This is a genomic window from Castellaniella sp., from assembly GCF_041675725.1.
In the GTDB taxonomy this organism is placed as follows: domain Bacteria; phylum Pseudomonadota; class Gammaproteobacteria; order Burkholderiales; family Burkholderiaceae_B; genus Castellaniella.
Map to the genome: position 1 here is coordinate 1 of NZ_JBAYTI010000098.1, position 7,332 is coordinate 7,332.

Below are 7,332 nucleotides of genomic sequence, written 5' to 3' on the forward strand. Positions count from 1 at the left end.
CCCACCCCGCCGGGAAACACCGTGCAACCCAGGGCATGGGCCGCGGTTTCCATCATCGAGCCCGCCGGGGTGAAATGGTAGGAAAAGCAATTGTGCACGAGCATGCCCGGCCGGACCCCGGCCGCATGCAGGGCCCGCGCGAAGCCCCAGTAATCGGCCCGGCCGCTCTCGGGTTCGTAGATCGGCCCCGGAGACGCGAATACGCGCCGGGCCTGCCCCCAGCCAATGGCCGAGAAACCGCCAAAGACCCGCTCGCGTTCGTCGGGGCCGGCGCCCTGCCCGGCGATGCGTGCCGCATGCTGGGCTTCGAGCAGCTGGGACTTGCGCAGCACGGGCACGTCGACGAGGGTCGCCCGGCTGTTGATATGCGCGGGCTCCAGGCCCTGCAGCTGGCGCGCAATGGCCGGCGCGGAGGCCCGGGCCCGCTCGAGCGCCGCCGGCAGGCGTTCGAACAGATGCCGTTCGCGCTCTTCGGGAGGCTGCGTCTCGTGCGTATCGTAGTAATCGTGCATGATGTCCCCCATTACAACCAGCGCTTGCGACGCTTGTAACTCTTGATGTTCTTGTAGGAACGGCGCTCTTCGCCCCCGCCCAGGTACGAGGCTTTCACGTCTTCGTTGCCCACGAGCTCGGCCCGCGAGCCATCGAGCACCACCTTGCCGTTTTCCATGATGTAGCCGTAGCTGGCCAAGCGCAGGGCCCAATTGGCATTTTGCTCGACCAGCAGCATGGTGAGCCCTTGTTCGCGATTGATGGTTTCGATGATGCCGAAGACTTCCTTGGCCAGCAGGGGGGACAGGCCCATGGAGGGCTCGTCGAGCAGCAAGAGCTGTGGTCGGGCCATCAGGGCCCGGCCGATGGCCAGCATCTGCTGCTCGCCCCCCGACAGATACCCGGCCAGCCCCCCGGCCCGTTCGAGCAGCCGGGGGAAATAGCCGAACACCATGTCCATGTCGCGCCGGATGTTCTGCTTGTCCTTGCGGGTGAAGGCCCCCAGGCGCAGGTTTTCCAGGACGGTCATGTCTTCGATGACACGGCGCCCTTCCATGACCTGGAAGATGCCCTGTTCGACGATGGTCTGCGGCGACTGGTTGCTGATGGTCTGGCCCTGGAAGGTGATGCTGCCGCGCGTGACCGCGCCGTCTTCGGTCTTGAGCAGGCCGGAGATGGCCTTCAGCGTGGTGGATTTGCCCGCCCCGTTGGCGCCCAGCAAAGTCACGATCTGCCCGCGCGGGACGTCCAGACTGACCCCACGCAGCACCAGGATGACTTCATCGTAGACCACTTCGATGTTGTTGACCGACAGCATGATCTCGGCGGCATCCGTGGCCTGAGCCTGTTGCGACATAGTGCTCTCCGTGTGGGTCCCGGGGCGCACCACCGCCCCGGGCCTGGGTCTTACCAGCCCAGATACTCTTCGCCCCGCGGCAGCTGCTCGACGTCGACGAACTCGAAGCGCGGATCGCCGTTGTTCCAGTTGTTGCGGTACATGGTGACCTGCGTGGTGGCGCGGTGATCGGTCGGCGTCCAGGTGACCGGCGGGCAGACCCCTTCGAGATCGGCGGGCACGTGCTCGGTCAGGGTCTCGAGCGCATCCTTGATGCTCTTGCTGGTGACTTCGCCGGACTTGTCGGCCAGCAGCATCGCATCGCGCATCACGAAGGCGGAACAGACCCCACGGATATACGGCAGGGCGCGCGCCTTCTTGCCGTCGGGATCGGACATCTTGGAGACCTCGCGCACCGTCTTCATGCCCGGCGCATCGGACGTCCAGGCCGCCATGGCCGGCACCACGATGCCATCGCCAGCGGCCCCCGCCGCCTCGGCCGAGGGTTCGTCGAAGCCCCAGTAGTTGGTGACGAACTGGACATCGGTGCCAACCGTGTTGCAGGACTTGATCATGGAGACGTTGCTGGCCGCGGTGTTGCCCAGATAGGCATAATTGACGCCGGCGTCCTTGAGCGCGAGGCACTGGGACTTGAAATCCGCCGGGGCCAGGGGATACACGATGGGCGGCAAGACGTCGAAGCCGATTTCTTCGGCCCAGATGTTACAGGCCTCTTTTGGAGCATTGGGGTAAGGGTGGTTGGCCCCCATGTGCACCCACTTGGGCTTGCCGCTCTTGCCCGACGCTTTCCAGTCTTTCAGCGCCCACGAGGCCTGTGCACGGCAGGCATCGGAGTACGTGGCGCCCACGAAGAAGTTGTATGGCGTGGCGGTCTTGCTGCGGGGCGCCTTGCCGGTGGGGTCGGTGAGATGGCCGGAATAGGAGGCCGAGAAAAAGACCACGCCGTCCTTGGTGACGAACGGGGTGAGCGCCTCGGTGTCGGAGGTGCCCCAGCCCTGGATCAGCACCGGCTTGAGGCTGGACTGCCAGCGCTTGTAATGGGCGACCGAACGGGGGATTTCGTAGCCGTAGTCTTCGGACGGCATCTCGATTTTCTTGCCGTTGATGCCACCGTGGGCATTGATGTAGGCCACGGCGTCATCGATGGCATTGCCATAGGGTACGCCGACGTCGGACGTGGGCCCGGTGAACGCCGACAGGTGCCCCACGGGTATGCTGTCGGCGGCCAGAGCCGGCGCCCCGAGCCCAAGGCCCATGACCGCGGCCGCGGCCAGTAACGGAGTCAGTTTGTTTGACATGTCAGATCCCTCCTCAAGGTTTGCATGTTTGCTGCTTGAATGTCGGCCATTGCGGGCCGGCTCACATCGAATACGAAAACGCTAATACGAGAATGGGTAGAGCTTCCACCAGGCCTTGGTCATTTTCCAGCGATGGATCAGGCCTTCGGGCTCGAAGATCAGGAACAGGACGATGGCCATGCCGACGGCGATTTCCTGCATGTAGGACACGTTGGAGCCCAGCTGCGGGGCGAGGTCCTTGAGGGTCCCGGCCCCCCAGGTGACGACCTGCGGCAGCATGACCATGAAGATGACACCCAGCAAAGTGCCCATGACCGAACCCAGGCCGCCGATGATGATCATGCCGATGAACTGGACCGAGAGCAGCAGCCCAAAGGCCTCGACCGAGACATAGCCCATATAGTGGGCGTACAGTGCCCCGCCGATGCCGGCATAAAAGGACGAGATGCCAAAGGCCAGAATGCGGTACTTGTTGAGGTTGATGCCCATGATCTCGGCCGACAGGTAGTGGTCGCGCAAGGCCACGAAGGCCCGGCCATCGCGGCTGCGCATGAGGTTGGTGATCAGCAGCAGCGTCAGAACCAGAAATGCCAGCACCACGTAGAAATAGCTGGCATCGGTATCGAAGGCGAAGCCGAAGAGCTCGACCGGCCCGGCCATGGTGCCCGCCGTGCCGCCCGTGAACCAGTCGGCCCGGTTGAAGAAGTCTTCGATGATGTACTGCGCGGCCAGGGTGGCAATGACCAGATACATGCCCTTGAGCCGGCCCGCCGGCAGGCCGAAGATCAACCCGACCAGCGTGGTGAACAGGCCCGCCAGCGGAATGCACAGCAAGACCGGAATGCCGAAGCTGTTGTTGAGCCACGCCGAGGTGAAGGCCCCGACCCCGAAGAACGCCGCGTGCCCCAGCGAAATCTGCCCCGAATACCCTGTGAGGATGTTGAGCCCCAGCGCGGCAATACCGAAATAGCCGATCTGAATCAACAGGCTGAGCCAGTACGCGTTCAGGTACAGGGGCCCCAGCGCCAGCACCAGCAGGCCGAGCAACGCCATGTTGCGCGAGAATGCGGTGGGAAAGATGCGGATATCGGTGCGGTAACTGGTGTGGAACTCGCCGCACCGCATGCTGTCTGCGCCCAATGCCATGGCTGAGTTCTCCTAGATGCGTTCGATGTCTTCGGTGCCGAACAGGCCGTACGGCTTGACCATGAGAATGATGATCAGCACGTAGAACGGCACGATCTCGAGCAGGTTGCCCCAATGCAGGTACTGCGTGTCGGCAAACGCTGCCAGGTTTTCGATCACCCCGACGATGAGCCCGCCCACCATGCCGCCGACGATGGAATCGAGCCCGCCGACAATGACGGCCGGGAATACCTTGATGCCATAGATGGCCAGCGAGGACGAGACCCCGTTGACCATGCCGATCACCACCCCGGCCAGGGCCGAGGCCATCGCCGAGATCGCCCATGACAGGGCGAACACGCGCTCGACCGAGACGCCCAGGCTTTGCGCCACCTGCTGATCGAAAGCGGTGGCGCGCATGGCCAGCCCCATGCGCGAGTACTTGAAGAACAGGAAAAACCCGACTACGACCAGGATGGCCAGCACGAAGCTGAGCACGTAGGGCATCTGCACGTTCAGGCCCAGAATTTCGAGGTGATCGGTTTCGAACACCGCTGGAAAAGAGCGCACGTGCGAGCCGAAGATCCAGTTCATGGCCGAGCGGAACACGATGGACAGCCCGATGGTGAGCATGATGACCGAGATGATGGGCTCGCCGATCATGGGGCGCAGCACCACCATCTGCAGCAGCACGCCGAACAGGAACATGAACACCAGAGTGACCAGGAAGCCCAGCCAGAACGGCAGGCCGAACTGCACGATGGTGGCCCAGCAGATCCAGGCGCCGATCAGGAGGAATTCGCCCTGGGCGAAGTTGAGGATTTGCGTGGCCTTGTAGATGAGCACGAAGCACATGGCCACCACCCCGTACAGGGCGCCCACGAGTATCCCGTTGACCCCGAATGCAAGCAGTAGACTCCAGTCCATGGTGGGTTCTCCTCAGGACAGGTCGACGACCCGCAGGTCGGTGATGACCTGCGAACGGGTGCCGTCCTGGAATGTGATCACGGTGTCCACGTGCACCGATTCGCGGCCGTCGTAGATGGCATCGATGATGTCGGCGTATTTTTCCTGGACGACCTTGCGGCGTATCTTGCGCGTGCGGGTGAGTTCGCCGTCGTCGGGGTCCAGCTCTTTATAGAGCAGCAGGAATTTGCGCACCTGCTGCCAGGCCGGCAGGCCGGCATTGACCTGCTCGATTTCGCGCCGGATCATGTCGTAGACCTGCGGCTGGGCCGAGAGATTGGTGTAGTTGGTGAAGGCGATGCCACGGTGTTCGGCCCACTTGGACAAAATGCCATAGCGGATGCAGATCATGGCCGACAGCCAGGGGCGTTCGTGCCCCAGGATGACGGCCTCGGCGATGAACGGTGAAAACTTGAGCTTGTTTTCGACGTACATGGGCGAGAAGCGGTGCCCCAACGACGTGACGGCCAGGTCCGAGAGACGATCGATCACCACCAGATGGCCGTTTTCTTTCATGTAGCCGGCATCGCCCGTATGCAGCCAGCCGTCGCGCACGGTTTCAACCGTGGCCTGCTCGTTCTTGTAATAGCCCAGGAACATGCCGCTGCTGCGCACCAGGACCTCGCCCACGCCATTGTCATCGGGTTGGTCGATGCGCAGGCGGGTGTTGTCGAAGGGCACACCCACGCTGTCGAAATCGAGATCGTCGGGCTGATGACCGGTATAGACGCCGGCCATCTCGGTTTGGCCGTAGATTTGCCGCAGCGGCACCCCCATGGCCAAAAAGAACTTGAAGGTATCCGGCCCCAGGGCGGCGCCGCCCGTAGCGGCCGAATGCAGGTGGCTGAAGCCCAGGCGATCGCGCAGCGCCCGGAACAGCAGGACGTGGGCCAGCCGGGACGGCCGGCCATGGCGCTCGAGGTGGGGCATGCCGATCTTCATGCCCAGGGCGTACATCCACTGCTTGATACGTGAGGCTTCCATCATGCGCGCCTTGACGTCGGCCGCGATGGATTCCCAGACGCGCGGCGCCAGCAGCACGAAATTGGGCCCGATCTCGCGCAGATCCTGCATCATGGTTTCGGATTCTTCGACGAAGTTGACCGTCATGCGCGTGATCAGCGATTGCGCCAGCGCATAGACCTGCTCCATGATCCACGGCAGCGGCAACACCGATACGTAGTTGTCGCCCGCGTATTTGGGGTCGGCCCGCAGATAGGCGGCGGTGTGGTCGAGAAACGAGCGGGACTGGAACATGACCAGCTTGGGCCGCGACGTGGTGCCCGAGGTGGTGATCAGCATCGAGGGCCGCTCGCCGGGACCGGATTCGACCAGCCGGCGATAGCGTTCGGGCTCGCGCTGGCGCACCGCCCGGGCCTGTTCGAAGAGCGCGTGCTGGCTGATCAGGCGCGGGTCTGGATATTTGCGCATGCCGCGCGGATCGTGATAGATGATGTGGCGGACGTCGGGGCAGTCATCGGCGATCTGCAGGATCTTGTCGACCTGTTCCTCATCTTCGCACATGACGACCTGGACCTGGCCGTACTGCAGCAGATACTGGACCTCTTCGCCCATTGAGTCTTGGTAGATACCCAGGCTCATGGCCCCCGCCGCGTGCACCGCGATCTCGCACTGCACCCATTCGGGGCGGTTGTCGCCCACGATACCCACGATGTCGCCGGGCTGCACGCCGAGCTCGAGCAGGCCCAGGGTGAAGAGTTCGACGGCCGCTTCGTAGTCGCGCCAGGTGACCTCGTTCCAGATGCCGAATTCTTTTTCGCGCAGCGCGACGTCGTCGGGCCAGTGCCGGGCGTTGTGCGCCAGCAGCTTTGGATAGGTGTCATGCTGCTGCAGGTCGGGCCAATGGCTGGCGGGATTCATGCCGATTCCTCGAGCAGCGACTCTTCGCCCAGATAGGCCTGCCGCACGAAGGGATCGGCCATGACGTCATCGGGCAGGCCGGAGGCAATGGGCTGACCGAAATTGAGCACCGTGACGTGGTCGGAAATATCGACCACGACGCCCATGTCGTGTTCTATCATCACGATGGTGATGCCCCATTCTTCGTTCAGGTCGATGATGTAGCGGGCGATGTCTTCTTTTTCTTCGAAGTTCATGCCGGCCATGGGCTCGTCGAGCAGCAGCAGCTTGGGGTTCAGGGCCACGGCCCGGGCCAGCTCGACCCGCTTGCACAGGCCGTACGACAAGGTGCCGGCAATACTGTGGCGAATATGCGCGATTTCAAGAAAATCGATGATGTCCTCGACGTGACGGCGATGTTCGAGCTCTTCGCGGCGCGCCCCCGAGAACCAGTACAGCGAACCCGTCAGAAAATTGTTGCGCATCAGGTGATGGCGCCCGACCAGGATGTTGTCGAGCACGGTCATGTGGCCGAACAGTGCCAGATTCTGGAAGGTGCGCCCCAGGCCCAGGCGGCAGCGCTGGTTGGGCTTGAGCCCGGTGATGTCGGTGCCGTTGAAATACATGCGGCCCTGCTGCGGCCGGTAGCGCCCGGAAATGCAATTGAGCAGCGATGTCTTGCCCGCGCCATTGGGGCCGATGATGGAGTAGATTTCGCCCGGGCGCACGGCCAGG

The 7,332-nt window shown here is 63.2% G+C and carries 7 protein-coding genes; all 7 read right to left on the minus strand.

Annotation, left to right across the window (positions count from 1 at the left end):
* Positions 1–512, minus strand: a 512-nt coding sequence (locus WCZ84_RS13300) for a phenylacetate--CoA ligase family protein (protein ID WP_372686762.1), incomplete at its 3' end; no start/stop codon positions are given.
* 11 nt (positions 513–523) lie between these two features.
* Entirely contained in the window at positions 524–1,348 is an 825-nt protein-coding gene (locus WCZ84_RS13305; RefSeq protein WP_372686763.1) for an ABC transporter ATP-binding protein, read from the minus strand.
* Positions 1,349–1,398: 50 nt separating this feature from the next.
* Positions 1,399–2,646: an ABC transporter substrate-binding protein gene (locus tag WCZ84_RS13310; protein WP_372686764.1), complete on the minus strand. Its 1,248-nt coding sequence runs from the start codon at positions 2,644–2,646 to the stop codon at positions 1,399–1,401.
* A gap of 81 nt (positions 2,647–2,727) precedes the next feature.
* A complete protein-coding gene (locus tag WCZ84_RS13315; protein ID WP_372686765.1) occupies positions 2,728–3,792 on the minus strand; it encodes a branched-chain amino acid ABC transporter permease in 1,065 nt (354 codons plus the stop codon).
* Between the two features lie 12 nt (positions 3,793–3,804).
* Entirely contained in the window at positions 3,805–4,698 is an 894-nt protein-coding gene (locus WCZ84_RS13320; protein WP_372686766.1) for a branched-chain amino acid ABC transporter permease, read from the minus strand.
* Between the two features lie 12 nt (positions 4,699–4,710).
* Positions 4,711–6,618, minus strand: a complete 1,908-nt coding sequence (locus WCZ84_RS13325; RefSeq protein WP_372686767.1) for a long-chain fatty acid--CoA ligase — start codon at positions 6,616–6,618, stop codon at positions 4,711–4,713.
* Positions 6,615–7,332, minus strand: a 718-nt coding sequence (locus tag WCZ84_RS13330; RefSeq protein WP_372686768.1) for an ABC transporter ATP-binding protein, incomplete at its 5' end; no start/stop codon positions are given. The genes WCZ84_RS13330 and WCZ84_RS13325, both read right to left, overlap by 4 nt.